The 20,392-nt window shown below is 64.2% G+C and carries 23 protein-coding genes, 5 tRNA genes and 1 other RNA gene; 9 read left to right on the top strand and 20 right to left on the bottom strand.

The window, feature by feature from the left end:
* Positions 1–4: 4 nt before the first annotated feature.
* The 3 genes from ABE464_RS16080 (at position 5) to ABE464_RS16070 (ending at position 1,214) form a co-directional block, all read left to right on the top strand.
* A complete protein-coding gene (locus ABE464_RS16080; protein ID WP_346472748.1) occupies positions 5–319 on the top strand; it encodes a hypothetical protein in 315 nt (104 codons plus the stop codon).
* Positions 316–657: a hypothetical protein gene (locus ABE464_RS16075; protein ID WP_346472747.1), complete on the top strand. Its 342-nt coding sequence runs from the start codon at positions 316–318 to the stop codon at positions 655–657. Before ABE464_RS16080 ends, ABE464_RS16075 begins: the two co-directional genes overlap by 4 nt.
* Before the next feature lie 92 nt (positions 658–749).
* Positions 750–1,214 carry a hypothetical protein gene (locus ABE464_RS16070; RefSeq protein WP_346472746.1) on the top strand — a complete coding sequence of 155 codons (465 nt, stop codon included), beginning with the start codon at positions 750–752 and terminating at the stop codon, positions 1,212–1,214.
* A gap of 79 nt (positions 1,215–1,293) precedes the next feature.
* Here ABE464_RS16070 and ABE464_RS16065 read toward each other — a convergent pair whose 3' ends face one another.
* Both ABE464_RS16065 and ABE464_RS16060 read right to left on the bottom strand, forming a co-directional pair.
* On the bottom strand, positions 1,294–2,277 hold the full coding sequence (locus ABE464_RS16065) for a hypothetical protein (RefSeq protein WP_346472745.1): 984 nt from the start codon (positions 2,275–2,277) through the stop codon (positions 1,294–1,296).
* Positions 2,274–2,462: a hypothetical protein gene (locus ABE464_RS16060; RefSeq protein ID WP_346472744.1), complete on the bottom strand. Its 189-nt coding sequence runs from the start codon at positions 2,460–2,462 to the stop codon at positions 2,274–2,276. The genes ABE464_RS16065 and ABE464_RS16060 overlap by 4 nt, the downstream gene beginning before the upstream one ends.
* Positions 2,463–2,998: 536 nt before the next feature.
* On the opposite strand from ABE464_RS16060, the gene ABE464_RS16055 reads away from it, so the two are divergent.
* Complete coding sequence (locus tag ABE464_RS16055) at positions 2,999–3,451, top strand: GNAT family N-acetyltransferase (protein WP_346472743.1); 453 nt, start codon at positions 2,999–3,001, stop codon at positions 3,449–3,451.
* Between the two features lie 90 nt (positions 3,452–3,541).
* On the opposite strand, the gene ABE464_RS16050 is transcribed toward ABE464_RS16055, so the two are convergent.
* Positions 3,542–3,859 carry a multidrug efflux SMR transporter gene (locus ABE464_RS16050; RefSeq protein ID WP_123728503.1) on the bottom strand — a complete coding sequence of 106 codons (318 nt, stop codon included), beginning with the start codon at positions 3,857–3,859 and terminating at the stop codon, positions 3,542–3,544.
* 278 nt (positions 3,860–4,137) lie between these two features.
* Here ABE464_RS16050 and ffs point away from each other — a divergent pair.
* Positions 4,138–4,234: signal recognition particle sRNA small type (gene ffs / locus ABE464_RS16045), an RNA gene on the top strand.
* 44 nt (positions 4,235–4,278) lie between these two features.
* Here ffs and ABE464_RS16040 read toward each other — a convergent pair.
* The 3 genes from ABE464_RS16040 to ABE464_RS16030 are packed head-to-tail and all read right to left on the bottom strand — an operon-like array spanning position 4,279 to position 6,166.
* Complete coding sequence (locus ABE464_RS16040) at positions 4,279–4,647, bottom strand: DUF4440 domain-containing protein (RefSeq protein WP_346472742.1); 369 nt, start codon at positions 4,645–4,647, stop codon at positions 4,279–4,281.
* 2 nt (positions 4,648–4,649) lie between these two features.
* Positions 4,650–5,417: an MBL fold metallo-hydrolase gene (locus ABE464_RS16035; protein ID WP_346472741.1), complete on the bottom strand. Its 768-nt coding sequence runs from the start codon at positions 5,415–5,417 to the stop codon at positions 4,650–4,652.
* On the bottom strand, positions 5,417–6,166 hold the full coding sequence (locus tag ABE464_RS16030; protein ID WP_088432881.1) for a 3-deoxy-D-manno-octulosonic acid kinase: 750 nt from the start codon (positions 6,164–6,166) through the stop codon (positions 5,417–5,419). The genes ABE464_RS16035 and ABE464_RS16030 overlap by 1 nt, the downstream gene beginning before the upstream one ends.
* Positions 6,167–6,187: 21 nt before the next feature.
* On the opposite strand from ABE464_RS16030, the gene ABE464_RS16025 reads away from it, so the two are divergent.
* On the top strand, positions 6,188–7,243 hold the full coding sequence (locus ABE464_RS16025) for a glycosyltransferase family 9 protein (protein ID WP_346472740.1): 1,056 nt from the start codon (positions 6,188–6,190) through the stop codon (positions 7,241–7,243).
* Here the strand turns inward: ABE464_RS16025 and ABE464_RS16020 are convergent.
* The 3 genes from ABE464_RS16020 to ABE464_RS16010 form a co-directional block, all read right to left on the bottom strand.
* Positions 7,222–7,629 (bottom strand): DUF6165 family protein, encoded by a 408-nt coding sequence (locus ABE464_RS16020; RefSeq protein ID WP_019185792.1) that lies wholly within the window; start codon positions 7,627–7,629, stop codon positions 7,222–7,224. The genes ABE464_RS16025 and ABE464_RS16020 overlap by 22 nt on opposite strands.
* Positions 7,630–7,762: 133 nt before the next feature.
* Positions 7,763–8,017 (bottom strand): hypothetical protein, encoded by a 255-nt coding sequence (locus tag ABE464_RS16015; protein WP_346472739.1) that lies wholly within the window; start codon positions 8,015–8,017, stop codon positions 7,763–7,765.
* Between the two features lie 329 nt (positions 8,018–8,346).
* Positions 8,347–8,437 (bottom strand) — tRNA-Ser (locus ABE464_RS16010).
* A 165-nt stretch (positions 8,438–8,602) separates the two neighbouring features.
* On the opposite strand from ABE464_RS16010, the gene ABE464_RS16005 reads away from it, so the two are divergent.
* Positions 8,603–9,307: a protein phosphatase 2C domain-containing protein gene (locus ABE464_RS16005; protein ID WP_019185793.1), complete on the top strand. Its 705-nt coding sequence runs from the start codon at positions 8,603–8,605 to the stop codon at positions 9,305–9,307.
* A 48-nt stretch (positions 9,308–9,355) separates the two neighbouring features.
* Here the strand turns inward: ABE464_RS16005 and dnaQ are convergent, their stop codons facing one another.
* The 3 genes from dnaQ to ABE464_RS15990 are packed head-to-tail and all read right to left on the bottom strand — an operon-like array spanning position 9,356 to position 11,200.
* On the bottom strand, positions 9,356–10,087 hold the full coding sequence (gene dnaQ / locus ABE464_RS16000; RefSeq protein ID WP_346472738.1) for a DNA polymerase III subunit epsilon: 732 nt from the start codon (positions 10,085–10,087) through the stop codon (positions 9,356–9,358).
* 4 nt (positions 10,088–10,091) lie between these two features.
* Positions 10,092–10,544 carry a ribonuclease HI gene (gene rnhA / locus ABE464_RS15995; RefSeq protein ID WP_121042991.1) on the bottom strand — a complete coding sequence of 151 codons (453 nt, stop codon included), beginning with the start codon at positions 10,542–10,544 and terminating at the stop codon, positions 10,092–10,094.
* Between the two features lie 11 nt (positions 10,545–10,555).
* Positions 10,556–11,200 carry a methyltransferase domain-containing protein gene (locus ABE464_RS15990; protein WP_346472737.1) on the bottom strand — a complete coding sequence of 215 codons (645 nt, stop codon included), beginning with the start codon at positions 11,198–11,200 and terminating at the stop codon, positions 10,556–10,558.
* Between the two features lie 11 nt (positions 11,201–11,211).
* Between ABE464_RS15990 and gloB the strand changes: the two genes are divergently transcribed.
* Positions 11,212–11,979, top strand: coding sequence for a hydroxyacylglutathione hydrolase (gene gloB / locus ABE464_RS15985; RefSeq protein WP_346472736.1), 768 nt, complete (start codon positions 11,212–11,214; stop codon positions 11,977–11,979).
* Entirely contained in the window at positions 11,976–13,190 is a 1,215-nt protein-coding gene (locus tag ABE464_RS15980; RefSeq protein ID WP_346472735.1) for a transglycosylase SLT domain-containing protein, read from the top strand. The genes gloB and ABE464_RS15980 overlap by 4 nt, the downstream gene beginning before the upstream one ends.
* Positions 13,191–13,306: 116 nt before the next feature.
* On the opposite strand, the gene ABE464_RS15975 is transcribed toward ABE464_RS15980, so the two are convergent.
* The 8 genes from ABE464_RS15975 to clpX form a co-directional block, all read right to left on the bottom strand.
* Positions 13,307–15,280 (bottom strand): peptidyl-prolyl cis-trans isomerase, encoded by a 1,974-nt coding sequence (locus tag ABE464_RS15975; RefSeq protein WP_346472734.1) that lies wholly within the window; start codon positions 15,278–15,280, stop codon positions 13,307–13,309.
* Positions 15,281–15,491: 211 nt separating this feature from the next.
* A tRNA-Asp gene (locus ABE464_RS15970) sits at positions 15,492–15,568 on the bottom strand.
* A gap of 90 nt (positions 15,569–15,658) precedes the next feature.
* A tRNA-Asp gene (locus tag ABE464_RS15965) sits at positions 15,659–15,735 on the bottom strand.
* Between the two features lie 83 nt (positions 15,736–15,818).
* Positions 15,819–15,895: transfer RNA gene (locus ABE464_RS15960), tRNA-Asp, on the bottom strand.
* Positions 15,896–15,923: 28 nt separating this feature from the next.
* Positions 15,924–15,998, bottom strand: a tRNA-Val gene (locus ABE464_RS15955).
* A gap of 11 nt (positions 15,999–16,009) precedes the next feature.
* Positions 16,010–16,282, bottom strand: a complete 273-nt coding sequence (locus tag ABE464_RS15950) for an HU family DNA-binding protein (RefSeq protein ID WP_019185801.1) — start codon at positions 16,280–16,282, stop codon at positions 16,010–16,012.
* 207 nt (positions 16,283–16,489) lie between these two features.
* A complete protein-coding gene (lon, locus tag ABE464_RS15945; protein ID WP_346472733.1) occupies positions 16,490–18,955 on the bottom strand; it encodes an endopeptidase La in 2,466 nt (821 codons plus the stop codon).
* Between the two features lie 142 nt (positions 18,956–19,097).
* On the bottom strand, positions 19,098–20,387 hold the full coding sequence (clpX, locus tag ABE464_RS15940) for an ATP-dependent Clp protease ATP-binding subunit ClpX (RefSeq protein ID WP_019185803.1): 1,290 nt from the start codon (positions 20,385–20,387) through the stop codon (positions 19,098–19,100).
* Positions 20,388–20,392 lie beyond the last annotated feature (5 nt).

The following is a 20,392-nucleotide window of genomic DNA, read 5'->3' as shown; positions in this document are numbered from 1 at the left end:
GACCATGAAAGCAACGAAGATCATCTTGGCCAGCTTGGCCGTTGCCCTCACCCTGACCGCCTGCGCTGGTCCGCCTTCCAGCAGCGATGCCGAGAAGGCCTTGGCAGCCCTGCTTACCCAGAGTGGCGCAGGTCAGATCACCGGAATCCAGGAGTTCCAGCTGTCCGGCTGCGTTGGAGCCCAGGACATGGAAGGCTACCGGTGCGACACCACCGGAAAAGTATCCATCGACATCGGCGGCCGGCAGGTGCCGATCCCTGTCAACAAAAACCTTCGGTATGTGCGTGAATCGGGGGTCTGGAAGGCCTACGCCAAATGAGTGCCCATCCGCCTCCCCTCCTTGCTCAAGCGCCCCCTGCACGCCGCAAGCTCATGACGCCTAGAGAGCGTTTCTTCTGGTGGTATACCGGGACCCTGCTCTTCCTGGGACCTTTCGGGTTCATTGTCGGGCCGCTCATGGCCCGGCGAGGAACGCGGAAGGTAGAACGCCTTCAGGCGGTCGAGGCGTGGGAAGCTCGACAACGAGACCACGGCTTCACTTGGTGGCAATGGTGGCTCATGACCCCGCTGACCATGCTGGGCGCTTTCTGGGTTTTCGGACTACTGAGTGGCCTGCCAATGGTGCTCTTGGTGCTGTGGGTCCAGCTGACCTCCTAACATGACTTCCCTGCCGGAGCTGATACGACAAAAGTGATACATACTCCGACCTTGACCCGTGCTTCAAAATTGACCCAAGGAACGGAGCATCTATGACCTTTTGGCGTATGCAGTTGCACCCTTCTGATAGTGCGCGAGCCGTCTCCCATACCACCAGGTCGCTTGGCCTGGGGTATGTGGGACTGGACTTTGCGGATCCCCCGGGCGACCTGACCGATGTGAAGCAGCAAGACATCGACCAGAGCCAGCGAGACTACTGGGATTTTGCGCACTCTATGAATGTGGGCGACATCATTTTGGTAGTCGCACATCACTACCCCTGCGCATTAGCTCGGGTCACCGGGCAATACAACTACATCAGATCACCAGAAGATGAGCTGGGTGTGTGGTTCCGCCACTTCCGGAAGGTCGAGATTCTGGGCTACTACGCGGATCTGGTCACCCACCCTGCGAAGTGGGAGAAGACCACCATGACCGACACCATTTCCATCCTGAGGGATCCAGGCAGTGCATCTCACCAGTTGATTTCCAAATGGCTCGCCGAGGTAACCGAGTAGCGGGGTGTAAGCACCCTGGGACGGCACTCGGGCCTCGTCTCTTCGAGTGCCATCAATGCATGCGAAATGCAGCGTCGCACTAAACGAAGTTCACCTCTTCAGGCTCAAGAGGTGCTGACCTGCTGTCAGCGCCGGCCCTCACGGGGTTCCGCCGTAGCGTCTCGGACGCAATACAACTAAGACCCGCCGCCACAACGAGGCTCAGCCCGCCAATAGTGGACTTCAGGCCAACGTATGGCGATAGAAGCAGAAAAATGGGCAACCCCAAATAGAAACCGTGCCGCGTGTTGTCCACAGCCACGGACGACCGCTGGGGCGCCAGTTCTTTTCTGTCCGCTACCGCTTGTGTATGGGCTTCAGGCAGTTGGAACTGTTTGTAGAGCTGCAGATCGAAGGCTTGCGCCGAGATGATTTGCTTCATCGAGACAATGACCTGGAAGATTTCCATCGTCGCATCGTCTGGCAGCTTGATGTCGTAATACGTCGTGAAGACCAGTTTGCCTTCGGCATCCCGAAACCCGGAGGCTACAGGGGTCATTCCTACCCACTCTTTCCCTACTCTGGGGCCAGTGAACTCGTCCAGCAGGCCCACGTAGACTTTGCCGTTGTCCAGCGTCAACGCGACCAACGTGCCGTCCTCTTCGCACTTGATTGCCAGGCTCTCGATTGCATCGATTGCGCCATGCCGTGACGCGATCAGCTGCGCGAGCGACCGGATTCGCACCAACGGATCATTGAGTAGGATGGGAAGCGCGGCTCCAAGGACTAGACACCAAAGAGTAATCGCCAAATGCAGGGTTAGGCCTTCGGCCGACTGCTTATCGCTCATCTGAAGAGGCAACAACGCGTGAAGCTTTCCTAGATACACGCCGTAGGTGGCATGCCGCATCGCCAACGCATGTAGCCCGGCACTGATGCCGAACAAATAGACCGAACAAAGAGCGGCCCCGAAATATTGCGGGTGGCCAGGATGGTGCAGCGCTTCAAATCGCGTGTAGCGCCACTGCCGATAGAAATACCAGCCCGCAGCCAAGAGAACGGCCAGCAGGGCTAAGCTCGTCATTTCGCGGAGCGGGCCTTGTCGGCGGCAACCTTGAGATCGCGTGCGGCGTCGAGCTGGCGGTTCATCCGGCCAGATTTGAGAAGCCCGTCACGGTTAAGCACGAGGGCACCATCACGGTTGACCTCATAGAAGGTGTCTTTCTGCCCGCGCTTGGCGATGGTGAACTGGCTGAAGAAGTGCTTCATAGGACCGATCATATGGCCTTCGGGGCCTAATGCAAGATAGGCGCATTCAGCTTTGCTATTTCCCGAGCCGGGCATTCGGTGCGGATCGCTCCCTCCACGGCAAGACCTTGGAAAAATGGTGTCCGTCCTTGCATCATGCGGCTTCTGGGCAGCTATGATGGGCGGGACACAACACAGGACACCCGTCCGGTTTGCGCGCTGCGAGCAGTCAGGGAGTGAGGTCTTCGGATCAGTACCTCCCCCTCTCTCCGCCAGACAAACGTAAAAGGCCGCCCTTCGGGGCGGCCTTTTGCGTTTCTCACGTTCGTCATTCATCCGGCTCCGGTAGCAGCGCGCGAAACCCTGGAGGGGGATGAGAACCCCCGACGGGGGTTCGACGGATTCGCCGGGAGCGAATCCGGACAGCCGCATGGCTGGCCCTGGAGCGCGACAGCGCGGAAGGGCTGGGTGCATGGATGCACCCAGCAATCCCAATGAAGCAGCCACCCTGCATCCGAAGCCGACCATCCCAACGCGGAGCATGCCAAAGTCCCCCCATGCCCACCCTGCGCCCCTACACCCCAACTGACGCCCCGGCCTGCCTCGCCCTGTTCGACACCAACGTGCCGCGTTACTTCGCCCCACACGAACGCCACGACTTCGCCAACTATCTACTTCACCCAGACCGCGCCCACGACTATCTGGTGATCCACCACAACAGCCACATCGTCGCCTGCGGCGGCATCGCCCTGGACAACAACCACACCGCCGCCTTGTGCTGGGGCATGGTCGACCGCGCCCGGCATCGCCAAGGCTTGGGCACACGGCTCTCCCACGCGCGGCTGGCCCACGCAAAAACACTCGGCGCACAGCGCGTGACGCTCAGCACCAGCCAGCACACGCAGGATTTCTACGCCGGACTCGGCTTCGCCGTCACCCACATCACCCCCGATGGGCACGGCCCAGGGCTGGATGCGGTGGAGATGGTGCTCGAACTGGCGCAGCGTTGAGCGGCGCCAGTGATTCGATCGGGTCAGCAGTGCGTCAGCCACGCATGGCGTGGCCCTGCCCCAGAGCGCACAGCGTGCGCTTTAAACGCCTCAGCTGCTGCTCAACTTCATCAGCACCAACCCACTCACGATCAACACCGCTGCGGCAATCCGCATCGCGCTCACCTGCTCGCCGAGGAAGGTAATGCCGATCACGAACGCACCAACCGCGCCGATGCCGGTCCAGATCGTGTACGCGGTACCCAACGGCAACGTGCGCATCGCCAATGACAGCAGCCAGAAGCTGGCGATCATGGTGACGAGGGTGATGATCGAGGGGGTGAGCTTGCTGAACCCCTCGGATTGCTTCATCGAGAACGCCCAGACGATTTCCAGTACACCGGCTGCCAACAGATAGATCCAGGCCATGCGGCCCTCCTTGATGGGGGCCAGGCCGTCCTGGTCAGTGGTTCCCGAAATGGGGGAGGCCGTTCCTCCTGTGCCGCGTATTTTACCGCCCCACCCGCGCAATGGCCGCGACTGACGGCATCGGGCTACACGGGATTCAGCCTTCGCGTCTGGCACTGCGTGCCGCGCATGCGCTAGAATGCGCGACTGCACTGCCGGACCTGTTCCTGCGGTGCACCTTCCGCCTGCGGTCGGCTGATCCCTGATCGCCCTGCAGCCGGAACGTCTCTATGGTGGCCCCGTCGGCCCCTCGCGACGCTAGGTCGAAAATCCCGCCAGGGCCGGAAGGCAGCAACGGTATCGATCGACGCGGGCGCCGAGGTCAGCCGGCGGGGCCGCCACCTTTTTGGGCCCCGGTTTTCCCCACGCGACGCTGCCGCCTAAGGCGCTGCGGGCGTGCCCTGATGGAACACCACCCGCCATGCCTCGCCATGCAGTCGCCACAGCGAGCTGCGCAGCACCTCGCGCTGACGCACCCCATCGATCACGTACCAGCTGCGATAGCGCACCTGCGCGAGCGTCGGGGCCAGCAGAGCGATGTCGTAATCGCTGGACACGATCTCAACCTGCGCACACTCGCGCGGAATCTCAGCCAGCGCAGCAGCACGGTCGAAACACGCCCCCGAGCTGCCGATCTCGCGGAAGTCGTCATCCAACAAGGCGGCCAACTGCGCGACATCACCGCGAACCGCCGGCCCATGCAACGCGCGCTCAAGCGCCTGAAGATGGGCGGCCAGCGCGTCGTCCATGCTCAGGGAGGATCCTGGGCCAGCACATGCATCGCGGTCGGGGGGGCCAGCGCCACACGCTCACCGGGCAGGGCCACACGGTGGCCACGGTGGCGCAGCGCCTCGCCGTCAGCCTCGCTGGCGTAGTGATAGAGCATCATCCGCGCCTGAAGCTCAGGCGTGTACTCACGCTCCAGGTCGTCCACGCCGGTATGCGACGGATTGCCGTGCAGGCCGCAGTCGTGGGCGATCAGTTCATTGTCGTCGGCGTAGCGCGCCAGCATTTCCGGAATCGGGCGGGTATCGCCGCTCCAGGTGACCGCACCCTTCAGGCGCAGGCCATAGGCGGTTTCCGGCCAGTGATGGCGCACCGGGAAGACTTCCAGACGCATGCCGTCATGCCAGAATGCATCGCCGACCACGATCAGCTGGAAGGCATCCCAGAAGTTCGCGCCGCCCTCGGCCAGCACGTTCGGGTAATCGGCCACGCGCTTGTGCAGCAGCGGCACGACCGTCGCCGGCACGTAGAGGCGGATGCGCCCACGACGCTGCGGCGAGAAATACGCATCCACGAACAGCCGCTCGAAACCGGCGACATGGTCCAGGTGCACATGGGTGACGAACAACGCCTGCGGCACATGCCCGTAGTGCGCCTGGAACGCCGTGAGCCCTTCCCCGCCACAATCGATGGTCAGCCATGGGCGGCCATCGCGCTCGATCACCGCCATCGGCGAACCCAGCTGCACGGCCGACGCATTGCCGACCCCCATGAAACGCAGTGCCCAGTCCATCAGTAACCCCGGTTCCAGGCCAGATCGTAGGCGCGGCGCAGCCGTGCGTAGTCCTTTTCGACGTCGTCATGGCTGCGCTCACCGCGCAGTTTGATCAGCGAGCGCAGCAGCCGCTTGAGATTGCGCTCGCGCCAGCGCGTGGCGGGAATGCGCAGCACGCCGCGATCGAAATCGATCAGCCAGCCATGGCCGTTGGCATCGAACAGAATGTTGTGGGCGTTGAGATCGGCATGATCCAGCCCGGCGCGGTGGAAGCGCGCGATCAGCCGGCCCGTCTCTTCCCAGGGGGCGCCGCGCCCGGCGACCAGCGCGCGGTCGGCCAGCGAGCGCACGCCCTCCAGCCGCTCCATCAGGATCGCCGCTTTGTAGCGCAGGCCTTCGCGCATGTAGAACGCGGCAATCGGTCGCGGCACCGGCAGCTTCTGCGCGCGCAGGGCACGCATCAGCCGGAACTCGGCAAAACTGCGGGTGCGGTTGGCGCCACGCCAGATGTAGTGGTCCCGGCTGAGCTTGGCCGCCAGGCCGCCGCGCAGGTACTGGCGCAGCACGGCATGACCGAAGGGCGCATCGACGAACCAGGCACCGCCGCGGCCGCCATCGCCGACCGGTCGCGCCCGCTCGCCCCAGTGAGCCGGCGCGAACAGGCTCATCTCGGCTTGCCGCAGGGCTTCGCGGTCGAACAGAATGGCACCGATACCGCGTCCATCGCGGCAGGGCGTCAGCGCTTCAGTGGCGTCGAATGCGACCATTCCTTCGAGTCTAACAACACCATGGCACCAACGTCCTCTTCCTTGTGTCTTTTGCGTTTGTCCGCGCTGGGGGACGTGACCCATGTGGTGCCGCTGGTGCGCACCCTGCAGCAGGCCGACCCCGGCGTGTCGCTGCACTGGATCATCGACAAGGCCGGCCACAAGCTGCTCGATGGGCTGCCCGGCGTGACCTTCCACAGCTACGACAAGAAGACCGGCCTGGCCGGCATGCGCGCCCTGCGCGAGAGCCTCCCGGCGGGGCGATTCGATGCGCTGCTGCAGATGCAGGTGGCCTTCCGCGCCAACGTGCTGTCCGCCTTCGTGCCGGCCAAGCGCCGCATCGGCTACGACAAATCGCGCTCCAAGGACCTTCACGGGCTGTTTATCAATGAGCGCATCCCCGACCGCCCCGGCATCCACGTGCTGGATGCGATCGGCAGCTTCTGCGAACCGCTGGGCCTGAAGCAGACCGAGGTCAGCTGGGACATGGCCGTGCCGCCGGCGGCGTTCGAGTGGGCCAATGCCCAGTGGGCCGATGACGGCCGCCCGGTGCTGATGATTTCGCCCTGCTCCAGCCATGTGCGCCGCAACTGGTATGCCGACCGCTATGCGGCCGTGGCCAACCACGCCACCTCACGCGGCTGGCGGGTGGTGCTGTGCGGTGGGCGCAGCGACCTGGAGCGCGGCATGGCCGATGCGATCCAGGCGCAGCTGACCACCCCGGCGCTGGATCTGGTCGGCAAAGACACCCTCAAGCAGCTACCGGCCCTGTTGGCGCGTGCCGCGCTGGTGATGACGCCCGATTCGGGCCCGATGCATATCGCCAACGCGATGGGCACCAAAGTGCTGGGCCTGCATGCGGCCAGCAACCCGCACCGCAGCGGCCCCTATTCCGACCGCCGCTACTGCGTGGATCGCTACGACGATGCCGCGCGCAGATTCCTGGGCAAGTCAGCCAGCGAACTGAAGTGGGGCGCGAAGGTCGAATTCGACGACGTGATGCAGCTGATAACGGTCGAAGATGGCATTGCCGCCTTCGAGCGCTATGTCGCCGATTACGCGCCGCGCGGCGCGTAATCCTTGTACGACTTCTCTTCCACGTAGAGCGAGCCCAGCGCCAGGTTGATGTCTTTCTTGATGCGGGCGCGCTCATCGTTCTGCTGATAGACACTGCGGGCCAGCTCGACGAAATGGTCGTCGAAGGCCTGGGCCTTATCCTGCAGGCGGATGTTGTCTTCGATATCCCACAGGCGCTCGTTGACGGCCTTGAGTTCGGCGCGCAGCCGCGCGATGTCCTTGACCCCGGCCGGGTGCGCCATCCAGGTCTTTTCCAACGCGCTCAGCTCGGTGCGGATGTTGGCCAGCTTGGCCTCGTCGCTGATGCGCTCGGATTTGATCTGCAGGATCGAGATCTTGTCGAGCAGTTCACCGAAGGACACGGGGACGAGGATTTCAGCGGTCATGGTGGGGATTCCGGGACGGGTACTTCAGTTTACCGGAGGCGAGGTGTTGAGGGCCTGAGCGCCGTCTTTGCGGGCGCTTTGGTTGAACGGGCCTCACCAATGAGGCCCGTTCGACAGGCTGTCAGCTCACGACTCAGGGAATATGGCACTGTGCCAAGCCGTACAGGAGCACCCGGCCGCCAGGATTGGCCGTGTCGACAACCTCCACCACCACATGCTGCCCTCCCATGGCATTGCAGATCACCCGAGCCTGGTTCTCCGCATCTTTACGTGCGTCCGAAAAATTGATGCCTTCGCCATAAACGTCGAACACTTCGACCGTGGCGGCTGCAGCCGCGCCAGTGAATGAAAGAAGTACAGCCGCTGCTGCAAACGTAAGCTTCCTCATTACATCCTCCTTGATGGGCCGGAACGCCCGAGTAGGACTATTAGCACACGTCTGATCAACCGTTCTGAGGACGGAGTTGCAGATTTGGCTGCTGCCGAGACCAGTCGGTGATGAGGCTTGGGGCTCCGGAAGCAGGGTGGCCGCTTCATTGGGATTGCTGGGTGCATCCATGCACCCAGCCCTTCCGCGCTGCGCGCTCCAGGACCAGACGTTCGTCTGTCCGGATCTGCTCCTGCAGATCCGTCGAACCCCGTCGGGGGTTCTCGTCCGCCCATCAGGCCGGATAAAAAGAAAAGGGCCGCCCGATGGGCAGCCCTTTTCTTTTTATCTGGCGGAGAGGGGGGGATTCGAACCCCCGAGGCGCTATAAACGCCTGCCTGATTTCGAGTCAGGTACATTCAACCGCTCTGCCACCTCTCCAGATGGTCCCGGCGAACCGGGACGCGAATGATACGGGTAGGACGCGCTGCCGACAAGTCATTGCAGGCAAAGAAGTGAATTTCTTCTGTATGGATGCCTTGCCGGATGTCCGGCGGGCCGCGATCATGCCGTTATCCCTCGCAATCCTCACCGGCACGCGCCTTCATGATCGAATTCGGACACCTGACCCACCCCGGCCTGCGCCGTGACCTCAATGAGGATACGTATTACGGCGATGGAGAGCTGGCGCTGTGGCTGGTTGCCGATGGCATGGGCGGGCACGCCTGTGGCGAGGTGGCCAGTGCGCTGGCGCGCGAAACCATCGTGCGCGAGATCCGTCGCGGGGCGACGCTGGCACATGCGATCCGGATCGCCGATGAGGAGATCATCCGCACCTCGCGCCGGCGCAACGACAGCCTGCCGATGGGTACCACCGTGGTGGCCGCCCGTGTGCAGGGCAATCGGTACGAGGTGGCGTGGGTCGGCGACAGCCGCGCGTACCTGTGGCGCGACGGCAAGCTGGCCCAGCTCAGCCAGGATCACAGCGTGGTCCAGGAGCTGGTGGCACAGGGCAATCTGACCGCCGAGCAGGCGCGCGCGCACCCGCATCGCAATGTGGTGACCCAGGCCCTGGGGGTGACCGATCCGGCGCACCTGAATGTGGCGACCACTACCGGTGAGCTGCGCCCGGGCATGCAGCTGCTGCTGTGCAGTGATGGGCTGACCGAAGAGGTCGAGGACAAGGGCATCGCGCGCACCCTCGCCTTCGACGATGCCAGTGCGCAGGAATGCGTGGATACCCTGGTCGCCGCCGCGCTGGATGGTGGCGGCTCGGACAACATCACGGTGATCCTGGTGCGGTGCCATTGAGGCAGGCCTCCCGACCAACGGTCGGGATCTACCGCCGGGATCGGCCCGTCAGGCGCTGACCGCTTCCGCCGCGTCGGGTTCACCATCCCAGATTGCGCGGCCGGCCTTCTTGCGCAGCTTGGCCAGGCGCGCTTCGTGCGCTTCCCGCTCCGAGGCCGTGGCGACCACGCGCGGGCGGGGCAGCAGGCGCGAGGTGTCGAAGGTCTGCGCGTGGGCGCTGCCGGTTTTCTGGTCATCAGCCGAGCCGAAGCCGATTTCTTCCTGGCCCGAGGTCAGCGCGATGTACACATCGCCCAGGATCTGCGCATCGAGCAGGCCGCCGTGCAGCTGGCGGTGGGCGTTGTCCACGCCCAGGCGGCGGCACAGCGCATCCAGCGAATTGCGCTGGCCGGGGAAGCGCTCGCGCGCCATCTTCAGCGTATCGATCACCGTGCAGCGGTCGGTGATCTTGCCGTAGTGGTCGCCCAGCAGCGACAGCTCGTTGTCCAGGAAGCCCAGATCGAACGCCGCGTTGTGGATGATCAGTTCGGCGCCGTCGATGTAGGCGAGGAACTCGTCCACCACCTGGGCGAAGTCCGGCTTGTCGGCCAGGAACTCCAGGGTCAGGCCGGTGACTTCCTGCGCGCCCTGTTCGAACTCGCAGTCCGGCTTGAGGTACTGGTGGTAGTTGTTGCCACTGGGGCGGCGTTCGAGCAGTTCCACACAGCCGATTTCGACGATGCGGTTGCCCTTCCGCCATTCCAGGCCGGTGGTTTCGGTATCAAGGATGATCTGACGCATGGGCTCAGTGTACCGGGCCGGCGGCGCGGATCCGGATCGCGGCGTCGCGCGCCAGCTGGTCCACGCGCTCGTTGTCCGGGTCGCCGGAATGGCCCTTGACCCAGCGCCAGTCGATGGTGTGCTTGAGCGTGGCCGCGTGCAGGCGCTCCCACAGCTCGCGGTTCTTGACCGGCGAGCCGCCGGCGGTCTTCCAGTTCTTGCGGATCCAGCCGGGCATCCACTCGGTCAGGCCCTGGCGCACGTACTGCGAATCGGTGAACAACACGATGTTGCACGGCTCGGTGAGGGCTTCCAGCCCCGAGATGGCCGCCATCAGCTCCATGCGGTTGTTGGTGGTATGCGCTTCGCCACCGCTCAGTTCGCGCTCGTGCGCGTTGTAGCGCAGCAACGCCGCCCAGCCGCCGGGGCCGGGATTGCCGAGGCAGGAACCGTCGGTGTGGATTTCTATCGTCTTCATTCCATTCCAGATCAGGTGGCAACCGTGCCGTGCCAACGTGGCACGGCCACGGGCGTCGGTCCCGGCAATGCCAGAGTGCGTTTTTCAGCGGTGAACAGGCAGGCGGCCCGCAGCGGGGCGAGGTCGCGCCGGCCCGGCGAGCGGTTGCGCCACATCGGGCCGAGGTAGTGCAGGTCCTCGCAGCTCAGGCCAGCCTGCGTGAGGGTGTGGCGCAGCCGCTGCGGGCTGCGCACGACCAGCCCGTGATGCCGCCACTGGCGACGGTATGGGCTGAACGGGTTGAGGGTGGACAGCCACAGCCGCCCCCCGGGCATCAGCACGCGCGCGCACTCGGCGATCAGCTGCTCGGCGTCACGGGCGGTGACGTGCTGCAGCACGATGGCATTGACGCTCTCGTCCGGCAGCGGCAGCGGCAGGGCGCACTGGACATCGCCGGCATACTCGGCGTCCTGGCGGTACAGGCGCAGGCCGCGGCCCGGCAAGTCCACGCTTTCCAGCCAGCCAGGCGTCGGCGCCACCCACAGCCACGGGTTGACCGGGCGTTCGGCCAGCAGGCTGCGCAACCGCTCCGATTCCAAGCGGCACAAGGCGTGTGCCGGTTCAGTATCAAACCAGGATGCGACTGTCGCTTGACGGGGGCTCAACGCGGGGGGCATGGTCCAATTCTATGCGACTGACCGCCCTACCCGCGTTCGCGGACAATTACATCTGGGCGCTGGTCGCCGACGACGGCCGCGCCGTGGTCATCGATCCCGGCCAGGCCGCCCCCGTTCTGTCTGCCGCAGCGCAGCAGGGATGGGTTCCGCACAGCATTCTGCTGACGCACCACCACGACGACCACATCGGTGGCGTGGCCGAACTGCAGGCCCGTTTTCCGGCAGTGGAGGTCTACGCACCGGTCGAACCGCGCATTGCGGTCCCGGCGCACCGGGTGGGCGAAGGTGAACACGTTCAGGCATTGGGGCTCGGGTTCCACGTAGTATCCGTGCCCGGGCACACCCGGAGCCATATCGCGTTTCACACCGCTGAACACCTTTTCAGTGGCGATTCGCTGTTCAGCCTGGGCTGTGGGCGCATGTTCGAAGGTACGCCTCCCCAGCTTCTGGCATCCCTGCGGAAGCTGTCGTCCCTGCCAGCGCAACTGATGGTGTGTTGCGCGCACGAGTACACCCTGTCCAATGCCGTCTTCGCGCGGCATGTAGACCCCACCAACGCTGCGCTGTCGCAGCGCCATGAGGAGGCCTTGGCCATGCGCCGCGATGACCTGCCCACGCTGCCGGTTTCACTGGCAAGCGAGCTGGAATGCAATCCGTTCCTGCGTACGAACACCCCCGCCATCCAGGCGGCTGTCAGCGCCCATCTTGGGCGTCCCGTAACCGATGAAGTCGATGTTGTCGCAGGCCTGCGGCACTGGAAAGACGGATTTCGAACATGAGTCGGCGATTGTTGCCGCTCGCGCTTGGCCTGGCGATCGCCGTGGCCGGCAGCGCGGGCGCCCAGTCGTTGACCGCCGGCATGTCGCAGAACGTGGCCGGCCTGTCCTCCCTTCCCCTGACTGCTGCGGCCCTGCCGCCGGCCTCGGTGCGCAACGGGCAGGAGATCTTTGCCAGCTTCCGCGATGGCCTGGCCGAACCCACCTGCGACGCCGAGGCGACCAGCCCGCGCTGGCAGAAGCAGTTCGCCCACGCGCCCTCGCGGCTGGCCAATCAGGACGATGACGCGCTGGTGCTGTTCGGCTATGTGGTCGAAGAGCTGCGCAAGTCCGACCTGCCCACCGAATTCGCGCTGATTCCCTTCGTGGAAAGTGGCTACCGGCCCAACGCCCGCAATGGCAGCGGCCCGGCCGGGCTGTGGCAGTTCATCGCCACCACCGCCAAGAACCACCGCGTGCAGATGACCCCGGGCTACGACGGCCGCCTCTCGGCAGTGGATTCCACCCAGGCCGCGGTGCGCTACCTGAAGACCCTGCACGGCATGTTCGGCGGCGACTGGCGCTTGGCCACGATGGCGTACAACGCCGGTGAGTACCGGGTGCTGCAGTCGCTGCGCAAGGCCGGCATGAACGCGCAGAACGCGCGCCCGGCCGAGCTGCCGGGGCTGTCGCCGGTCACCTATGCCTATGTCGAGAAGCTGCATGCGCTGGCCTGCGTCCTGGAAGACGCGGAAACCGAGCCGGCCGTGATGGCCTCGCTGGACCGCACCGTGCCGGTGCTGAAGGGCCACACCCTGCCGGCCGGCACCAGCGTCCAGCAGTGGGCCCAGCAGCGCGCACTGGACCCCGCCCGGATAGCCCGCCTCAATCCGGCCCTGGCCAGCGGCAAGGGCCGCCCGAGCGGCCAGGTGACGGTTCTGGCCCCGACCGCGCATGCGCCGGTGGATGCCAGCGCCAGCGTGGCCGCCATTGCCATGGCACCAAGCGCGCCGGCAGACACGTCGGCCGCGCGGACCGCACCGGGTCCGGTAGCCACGCGCACCGTGGCCAGCGCCGACCGCCCGCGCAGCCGCCGCCATACCGTGCGCGATGGCGAGTCGCCCTGGACCATCGCGCGCCGTTACGGGATGCCGTTGAAGGCCCTGCTGTCGCTCAATGGACTCAGTGGCAGCAGTGTGCTGAAGCCGGGCGCGGTGCTGCGCGTCGAAGACTGAGCGCGCGCGGATTACATCGTTGAAAACGACAATGCCCGGTTCTGCCGGGCATTGTCGTTTTCAACAAAAAGCCCGGCATGGCCGGGCTTTTTGTTGTCCAGCAGAAGCCGACCCGATTAGAGGTTGGCTTCTTCGGTCTGCACCTTGAAGTGCTTGCGCATCGCTTCCACGTAGGCCTTGGCGGCCGCCATGCCATCGATCTGGCTCAGCTGCTCCTTGAGCTGCTGCTGCTGGGCAGCATCCACTTCAGCCACGTTGCCCGGGGTGACCTTGGTCACCGCGTAGATCACGTAGCGGCCCTGGACGGCGACCTTGCCGTAGCTCGGCTTGCCTTCGGCCGGCAGCGGCGCACTGAACACCGCACGGTTGATCTCGGGGGTCGGCACCGGCTGGGTACGCGGCAGGCCCGGCAGCGGGCTGATCTGGAGCTGGTCGCTGGTCGCCAGCGCCTGCAGGGTCTGCCCGGCCTTCAGCTTGGCCAGCACGGCGTCCACGGCCTTCTCCGAGGCCTGGCGGGTGCGGTCGGCATGGATCGCGGCGATCACCTGCTCGCGGGCCTTGGCCAGCGGCAGCGCCTGCTCCGGGCTGTGCTCGGTCACGCGGATCATCACGTTGTGGTTCGGGCCCAGCTCGATCGGGTCGCTCACCGTGCCGTCCTGGGTCAGCACGTCGGAGAACGCCGCACGCAGCACGGCGGGGTTGGCCGCGATGCCACTGGCAGTGGTGCGGGTGAACGGACCGATCGTCTGCACCGGCAGGCTCATGTCCTTGGCCGGACCTTCCAGCGAGGTCGGGTTCTTGTAGACCAGATCCACCAAGCGGCCACTCAGTTCAGTGAACACGCGATCGGTATCGGCCTTGAGCTGTTCGGCAGCCAGCTGATCACGCACGTCTTCGAAGGAACGGCCTTCGCCACCCTTGGTCTCGCGCAGCTTGAGCACGTGGTAGCCGAACTCGGTCTTCACCGGCCCAACCACTTCGCCCGTCTTCATGGCGAACAGGGCGTCTTCGAACGGCTTGACCATCGCGCCGTGTTCCACCCAGCCCAGATCGCCGCCGGCGTCCTTGGAACCCGGGTCTTCCGAGTTGGCCTTGGCCAGCGCGGCGAAATCGGCACCCGGCGCCTTGGCTTCCGCGGCGATGCGCGTGGCCTTTTCCTCGGCTGCCTTCAGCTTGGCCGGATCACTGCCATCGGCGGTGATCAGGATATGCGAGGCCAGACGCTGTTCCGGCGTGGCGAAACGAGCTTTCTCCTCGGCATAGCGCTTGCGCAGCGTGGCTTCGTCAGCCGGTGCCGCGGCCGGCAGGTTCGCGCCGTTGATCTCGACGTATTCCAGCGACACGGTTTCCGGCTGGCGGAAATCCTTGGTGTGGCTGTCGTACCACTGCTTGATCTGCGCGTCGGTCACTTCGGCGGTATCGGCCGGCGTTTCCGGCAGCGCGGCCAGTTCCACGTCACGCGTTTCACCGAGCAGCTTCATCAGGCGCTCGGCCTCGCTCTGGGTGGTGAACCCCGAACGCTGCAGGGCCGACGGGATGATCGACTGCTGGATGCTCTCGCGTACCAGGGCTTCGAACTGCGTCGGCGTGCGCGGCGGATTGCCGCTGGCCAGCGCGATGCGGTAGTTGTCCTGGTTGAACTTGCCGTCCGCATCCAGGAAGGCCGGGATCGAGGCGATGTACTCGCGCACGGCGCCATCGCCGATGACGATGCCGGACTGTTCGCCGGCCAGACGCACGACCTGCTCATCGATCATCTGATCGAGCACGGCCAGCTTGCTTTCGGTGCTTTCGAACTGGCGCGGATCGAAATCCTCACCCTGTTCCTGGCGTGCCTGCTGGCGCGCCTGCTCGAAGCGCACGCGGAAATCGTTGGAGCTGATCTCATGGTGCTGCCACAGGAACGAGACCGGCCACCACGACGGGGCGGACTTCCACCAGGTCGGCGGGGCGGCCACTTTGGCCACGTTCTGCGAGCCGACGCCACCGAGGTAGCTGGAGTCGATCACGAACAGGAACGGAATCATCAGCAGCCCCAGGATCACGGTAACGATCCAGCCCGAGGTCTTGTCGCGAAGTTTCTGCAGCATGGGAAAAATCAAGGCCTGATTGGCGAGCCCGGCAGTGTAACCCGCTTCGCGGCAGGCTCCAAAAGTGCCCGCATCAACCGCCCCGGCCCGATCCACAGGGGCCGCGCCCGGTCATTGCAGCCGGCGCGCCGTCAGCAGCGCCGCATTGATCGACCCGCTGAATTGAAAACAAAAAAAAGCCCTTGGTTTTCACCAAGGGCTCTTCAAAGATTGGCGGAGCGGACGGGACTTGAACCCGCGACCTCCGGCGTGACAGGCCAGCATTCTAACCAGCTGAACTACCGCTCCGCACTTGAAACTTTGCAGGCGCTCATTCTATCCGAAGATATTCAGATTGCCCACCCCGAAATACTGCTTTTTTCGAGGTTTTTGTAAAACTGGCGGAGCGGACGGGACTTGAACCCGCGACCTCCGGCGTGACAGGCCAGCATTCTAACCAGCTGAACTACCGCTCCGCACTAAACCGCTTTTGTTTCCACCGCGACGTACACCGCTGGAGAAAACAAGGCCCCCGATCGCTCAGGGGCCCTATTGAAACTGGCGGAGCGGACGGGACTTGAACCCGCGACCTCCGGCGTGACAGGCCAGCATTCTAACCAGCTGAACTACCGCTCCACATTTCAAAACTTTTACTGGCAGTGCCTGGTGGGTGCTGAGGGTTTCGAACCCCCGACCCTCTCCGTGTAAAGGAGACGCTCTACCGCTGAGCTAAGCACCCCAGCAAGCCGCTTAGTTTACGGCATCCTTCAGGGCTTTGCCAGCCTTGAACGACGGATTCTTCGATGCAGCGATCTTGATGGTGTCGCCGGTCTTCGGGTTGCGGCCGGTACGGGCAGCGCGGTCGCGGACCTGGAACGTGCCGAAGCCCACCAGCGTCACCGCGTCACCGCCCTTCAGGGCCTTGGTGACGGAAGCGATGACGGCATCAACGGCGCGGCTGGACTCGGCCTTGGTCAGGTCGGCGGCTTCAGCAACGGCGTCGATCAATTCGGTCTTGTTCATTCTCTACAGCTCCTTTGGCGGGGATTCCGCGGATTCAACATTGAGACACCCGAGGACGATACGCCGCCGGATGCCAGTGAAGTTCTCTGTTCGCCGAATTCAGCATGACGCTGACTCACGAGTGGTGCTTTTATACCAGTGCCCCCCTACCCGCGCAAGCTGAAAAGCCAATAACGACGCGGGTTTCGGGCACTTGGACAGCGCGCGTCAATGCTTGACGCGCGTGGTGGAAGCTGTCTTGGACTTGCCACGTACCGTGACACGCTGCCCATCTTTCTTGGGCTTCGGTGCGGTCAGCGGCGTCTCCAAGGCCAGGTCGAGCACTTCCTCGATCCACTTCACCGGCACGATCTTCAGATCACGGGTGACATTGGCGGGGATATCGGCCAGATCCTTGCGGTTTTCCTCGGGAATGATGACCGTGGTGATGCCGCCACGCAGCGCCGCCAGCAGCTTCTCCTTGAGGCCGCCGATGGCGGTGACACGACCGCGCAGGGTGATCTCGCCGGTCATCGCCACTTCGGCCCGGATCGGCACCTTGGTCAGCGTGGACACCAGCGAGGTGACCATGGCGATACCCGCACTGGGGCCATCCTTGGGAGTGGCGCCATCGGGCACGTGCACGTGCACGTCGTGCTTCTGCAGGAACTCGTTGTCGATGCCCAGCCGCTCGGCACGCGAACGCACCACCGACAGGGCCGCAGAGGCAGATTCCTTCATGACGTTGCCGAGCTGGCCGGTCAGGATCAGCTGGCCCTTGCCCGGGACGAGCGTGGATTCGATCTGCAGCAGGTCGCCGCCGACTTCCGTCCAGGCAAGGCCGGTGACCAGGCCCACTTCGTTCTGCTCTTCAGCACGACCGAAATCGACGCGACGCACGCCCAGGTACTTGTCCAGGTTCTTGCCGTTGACCACCACCAGCGCCTTCTTCTTCGCGCTGGCCTTCTTGCTGGCCTTGGCCGGCTTGGCCGGGGCGACCGGACCGGCGAGCGCGATCTCCTTGACCACCTTGCGGCAGATCTTGGCGACTTCGCGCTCCAGGTTGCGCACGCCGGATTCGCGCGTGTAGTAGCGCACGATGTCCTGGATCGCGTCGGCCTCGATCTCCAGCTCTTCCGGCTTCAGGCCGTTGGCCTTGATCTGCTTGGGCACCAGGTAACGCATGGCGATGTTGAGCTTCTCATCCTCGGTATAGCCGGGGATGCGGATCACTTCCATGCGGTCCAGCAGCGGGCCGGGGATGTTGAGCGAGTTGGAGGTCGCCACGAACATCACTTCGGACAGGTCCAGATCCACTTCCAGGTAGTGATCGTTGAACGCGTTGTTCTGCTCCGGATCGAGCACTTCCAGCAGCGCCGACGACGGATCGCCACGGAAATCCATCGACATCTTGTCGATCTCATCGAGCACGAACAGCGGGTTCTTGCTGCCCACCTTGTTGAGGTTCTGCACGATGCGGCCCGGCATGGAGCCGACGTAGGTGCGGCGATGACCACGGATCTCGGCCTCGTCGCGCACGCCGCCCAGGCTCATGCGCACGAACTTACGGTTGGTCGCCTTGGCAATGGACTGGCCCAGCGAGGTCTTGCCCACGCCGGGCGGGCCGACCAGGCACAGGATCGGGCCCTTCATCTGCTTCACGCGCGACTGCACCGCCAGGTATTCCAGGATGCGGTCCTTGACCTTGTCCAGGCCGAAGTGGTCGGCATCCAGCGTGTCCTGCGCGGCCTTGAGGTCCTTGCGGACCTTGCTGCGCTTCTTCCACGGCACGCCCAGCAGCCAATCCAGGTAGTTGCGCACGACCGCGGCTTCAGCCGACATCGGCGACATCTGCTTGAGCTTGTTGAGCTCGGCCTTGGCCTTGGTCTCCACCGGCTTGGGCATGCCCGCCTCGGCGATCTTGCGGGCCAGCTCGTCCATCTCGCCCGGCGCGTCATCCAGGTCACCCAGTTCTTTCTGGATGGCCTTCATCTGCTCGTTGAGGTAGTACTCGCGCTGGCTCTTTTCCATCTGCGACTTCACGCGGCCGCGGATGCGCTTTTCCATCTGCTGCACATCGATCTCGCCGTCGACCAGGCCGACCAGCATTTCCAGGCGGTCGCCGATCTGCAGCGTTTCCAGCAGGCGCTGTTTGTCGGCCAGGCGCACGCTGATGTGCGCGGCGATGGTATCGGCCAGGCGCGCGGGCTCATCGATGCCGGCCAGGGTCTGCAGCAGCTCCGGCGGCAGCTTGCGGTTGGTTTTGACGTACTGCTCGAACAGCGACATCAACGAACGGGCGATCGCCTCGATCTCGCGCGGCTCGCGCGATTCGTCCGATTCGATTTCCATGCCCACGCCGTGCAGCGAGCCATCGCGCTCGGTCACGTCGGTGACGTTGACGCGCGACAGCCCCTCGACCAGCACCTTGATGGTGCCATCGGGCAGCTTCAGCAGCTGCAGGACCTGGGCGAGCGTGCCGACCTGGTACAGATCGGCGGCGGACGGATCATCCGTCTCGGCGGACTTCTGCGCGAGCAGCAGGATGCGCTTGTCCGCTTCCATCGCCTGCTCCAGCGCATGCATGGACTTGTCACGGCCGACGAACAGCGGAATGACCATGTGCGGGAACACCACCACGTCACGCAGCGGCAGTACCGGCAGGTCGAGAGTCTCAGTTGGGGAACGGGCCATGTGGGCTCCAGTGGAACAGTGGGGATGGCCTCCGGGCGCCTCGCCCGGATACAAAAAAAGCCGATGGCCTCGTTATGGGGCCATCGGCTTCTAGATGCAAGCTGTTCTGAAAAATTTCTTTCAATTCAATTACTTGAACTGATTATTCAGCACCAGCTGCCTTCTGTTCAGGCGCCGGTGGCGTCTGATAGATCAGGTACGGTTCGGACTTGTGCTCGATCACCGATTCGTCCACTACCACCTTGCTGACGTTCTCTGCCGAGGGCAGGTCATACATGGTGTCCAGCAGAACCGATTCGACGATCGTACGCAGGCCACGGGCACCGGTCTTGCGCTTGAGCGCCTTGCGGGCAATGGCGGCCAGTGCGTCCGGACGGAACTCCAGCTCGACGTGCTCCATCTCGAACAGCTTCTTGAACTGCTTGGTGATGGCGTTCTTCGGCTCGGTGAGGATGCGCACCAGGGCGGCCTCGTCCAGCTCTTCCAGCGTGGCCACGACCGGCAGGCGGCCAACGAACTCCGGAATCAGGCCGAACTTGATCAGATCTTCCGGCTCCACTTCAGCCAGGATCTTGCCCACTTCCTGCTTGCGCTCGGAACTCTTCACCTTGGCACCGAACCCGATGCCGCCCGAATCGTTCGAACGCTGCTGGATCACCTTGTCCAGGCCGGCAAACGCGCCGCCACAGATGAACAGGATGTTCTTGGTGTCCACCTGCAGGAATTCCTGCTGCGGGTGCTTGCGACCGCCCTGCGGCGGCACGCTGGCCACGGTACCTTCGATCAGCTTCAGCAGGGCCTGCTGGACGCCTTCGCCGGACACATCGCGGGTAATCGACGGGTTCTCGCTCTTGCGCGAGATCTTGTCGATTTCATCGATGTAGACGATGCCCTGCTGTGCCTTCTCGACGTCGTAGTCGCACTTCTGCAGCAGCTTCTGGATGATGTTCTCCACGTCTTCGCCCACGTAACCGGCTTCGGTCAGCGTAGTGGCGTCGGCCATGGTGAACGGCACGTTGAGCAGGCGGGCCAGAGTCTCGGCCAGCAGCGTCTTGCCCGAACCGGTCGGACCGACCAGCAGGATGTTCGACTTCGCCAGTTCGACTTCGTCGTTTTTCTGGCGGCTCTCGATGCGCTTGTAGTGGTTGTATACGGCCACGGCCAGGGTCCGCTTGGCGCGGTTCTGCCCGATCACGTACTGGTCCAGGACCTCGAGGATCTCGCGCGGCTTGGGCAGCGAACTGCGGGCCGACTGCGCCTTCTCCTCCAGCTCTTCACGGATGATGTCGTTGCACAGCTCGACGCATTCATCGCAGATGAACACGCTCGGACCCGCAATCAGCTTGCGCACCTCATGCTGGCTCTTTCCGCAGAAAGAGCAGTAGAGGATCTTGCCGGTGTCCGTGGAACGACCTTGGCGGTCTTCGCTCATGCTTC

It is taken from the genome of Stenotrophomonas sp. TWI587 (assembly GCF_039674145.1).
Lineage (GTDB): Bacteria > Pseudomonadota > Gammaproteobacteria > Xanthomonadales > Xanthomonadaceae > Stenotrophomonas > Stenotrophomonas maltophilia_AY.
Note: the sequence above shows the minus strand (reverse complement) of the source record. Positions and strands in the feature narration are given on the sequence as shown.